At 67.3% G+C, this 2,736-nt stretch carries 3 protein-coding genes; all 3 read right to left on the bottom strand.

Features of this window, described 5'->3' with window-relative positions:
* Positions 1-692 (bottom strand): PfkB family carbohydrate kinase (locus DBR22_RS18455; protein ID WP_108600208.1); only part of this gene is annotated, 692 nt, incomplete at its 3' end.
* Positions 693-739: 47 nt separating this feature from the next.
* Entirely contained in the window at positions 740-1,951 is a 1,212-nt protein-coding gene (manD, locus tag DBR22_RS18460) for a D-mannonate dehydratase ManD (protein WP_108600207.1), read from the bottom strand.
* A gap of 45 nt (positions 1,952-1,996) precedes the next feature.
* The coding region (locus DBR22_RS18465; RefSeq protein ID WP_108600209.1) for a zinc-binding dehydrogenase at positions 1,997-2,736 on the bottom strand (740 nt) is incomplete at its 5' end.

A 2,736-nucleotide genomic window follows, 5' to 3' on the forward strand; every position in this document is an offset into this window, starting at 1 on the left:
ATCCAGGTGCTGTCCAGGCCTTCGCCTTCCAGCTGGATCCCTTCTGCCCCACAGGTCACGGCAACGTTGGTGGCGCCGAGGCCGAGGAGCTTTGCAGCCGCCTCCGCCGGTGTGGAAGTGCCCAGCAGGGCTGAGGTTTCGCCGGGAAAGGACGGTGTCACCAGATAGCTCCGTGGCGCGAGCTGCAGGAGCGCCGCCGTCGCGTCCTCCACGGACGTCAGGCGGGGGCGGAAGTTGGGATCGAACACAAAGCGTCTGGACACCGCGGCGGCCTTCATGACCGCGGCGCGGGACGATTCGGAAATGGCGCACGCGATCCCGCCGGCCACCACGGCGCCGGCGGACGCGAACACTGCCGGGTCGACGTCGTCGGGGCCGAGGCTGGATCCGACGCTGCCGCTGCGGGCGTACGAGAACTCCCGCTGGCCTTCCGGATCGGAGTGCACCAGGTACACGCCCTGCTGGCCGGTACGGAACGTCACCAGGCGGGTTGAGATGCCGAGTTCCGCAATCCGGGCCGCAATCGCCTGGCCGAGGTCGTCGTCGGTCAGTACCGAGAGCAGGCCCACCCGCGCCCCGGCTGCTGCCGCCGCGGCGGCCACGTTCAGGGCATCGCCGGAAATGCCCAGCTGGGCCGGCACGCCATGGGCGAAGGCGACGTCAGTGGCCACCTCAACCAGAATCTCGCCCATCACGACGACGTCGAACGGCTGGTTGTTGCTTTCGCGCGTTGCGTCGTTCACCAGTCATGCACCGATCCGTCGAGCCGCCGGTTGATGGGAAGGTATTTCGGGTCGAAGGGGAAGCGGGCGGCGGCTTCCTCGTTGAACTCTACGCCGATGCCGGGGGCGTCCCCGGGGTGCATGTAGCCGTCATTGAAGGTGTAAGAGGTGGCGAAAACCTCGTTGGCCGGCTCCCTGTGGCCCATGTATTCCTGGATCCCGAAGTTGGGGATGCTCATGTCCACGTGCAGTGCCGCCGCGAAGGAGGCCGGGGAGAGATCGCCCGCGCCGTGCGATCCGGAGCGCACCCCGTAGAGGTCGGCGAGGGAGAAGATCCGGCGCAGGTGCGTGATGCCGCCAGCGTGTGAAACCGACGTGCGGATGTAGTCGATGAGCCGTTCGGTGATCAGCTGCTGGCAGTCCCAGATCGAGTTGAATACCTCGCCCACCGCGATGGGGGTGGTGGTGTGCTGGCGGATCAGGCGGAACGCGGACTGGTCTTCCGCCGGCGTCGGATCCTCGATCCAGAACGGCCGGTACTCTTCCAGCGAGGCGCCCAGCCGGCCTGCTTCGATCGGCGACAGGCGGTGGTGGACGTCGTGAAGGACGTGCACCCCGTACCCGAATTCTTCACGGACGTGGGCCATCATCTTCGGCGCGAAGTCGAGGTACGCCGACGTCTCCCAGGTGTCCTCCTGCGGGACGTTGCCGCTCGCGGGCTCGTACATCTTCCCGTCCACCGGGGCGATGCCGTAGGTCTTGTCCAGGCCCGGGACCGCCGCCTGGACGCGGATGGCCTTGTAGCCGAGGTCCAGGTGGTGCTGGAAGTCGGCGCTCAGGTCCGCCAGGGTGGAGCCGCTGGCATGCCCGTAGACCATCACACCTTCACGGGCGGCACCGCCCAGCAGTTCGTACACGGGCATGCCGGCGGCCTTGCCCTTGATGTCCCAGAGCGCGACGTCGATCGCTGCGATCGCTGTCATGGTCACCGGGCCGCGGCGCCAGTAGGCACCCTTGTAGAAGTACTGCCAGGCGTCCTCGATCCGGCGGGCGTCGCGGCCGATCAGGAGCGGGCAGAGATGCTCGGACAGGTAGGACGCCACGGCCAGCTCGCGGCCGTTGAGGGTGGCGTCGCCGATGCCGGTGATGCCGTCCTCGGTTTCAATAACGAGCGTGACGTAGTTCCGTCCGGGCGACGAAACCACTACCCGTGCGTCGGTGATCTTCACTGGATGGTCCTTCAGGTGGTGATGGTCTGGAAATGGTGGGTGGGGCTAGGAGAGCCGGAGCATGACTTTGCTGCTGCCGGACGCCGGGTCGCCGAAAACCCGCATGGCTTCGGCTGCCTCGTCGATCCCGTACTTATGCGTGATGACCGGGGAGACGTCCAGCCCGTTGGCCATGGCCTGGAGGGCGTCGCTGATCTCATCCACGAACCGGTACGAACCGATCCAGGTGATCTCCCGGGTCACCAGGTCCCCCAGTGCGGCGGGGGCCGGTGCGCCGGGAAGGTTCCCGACCTGGACCAGCGTTCCGCCGCGGGCCGTTGCCCGCAGCACGCCGCCCAGTACCGCGGGGATGCCGGAGGCTTCGAAGACCAGCTCCATGTCCTCCGGAAGGCCGCCGGAGGACACGTCGACTACGTGGTCAGCGCCCATGGCTTTGGCGATCTGCAGTGCGGAGACGTTGATGTCGGCGGCGGTAACGCTTCGGGCACCGGCAAACTTTGCTGCTGCCACTACCAGCGAGCCGATGGGTCCGGCGCCGTTGACCAGCACGTCCTTGCCGGCCAGCGATCCCGCCCGCTTGACGGCGTGCATGGCGACGGCGAGCGGCTCGGCGAGGGCCCCGTGCAGGGTATCCACACCGTCGGGCAGGACCCTGATCTGGGATGCTTTGGCGATCTTGCGCTCACTGAATCCGCCATCGGTGTGGGGATCAAAGGCTGCTGATCCGAAGTACCGGATCTGCGGGTACAGGTTGGTGCGGCCTGCCAGGCGGTCCGGCATGATGC

This window comes from Arthrobacter sp. HMWF013 (assembly GCF_003061105.1).
Lineage (GTDB): Bacteria > Actinomycetota > Actinomycetes > Actinomycetales > Micrococcaceae > Arthrobacter.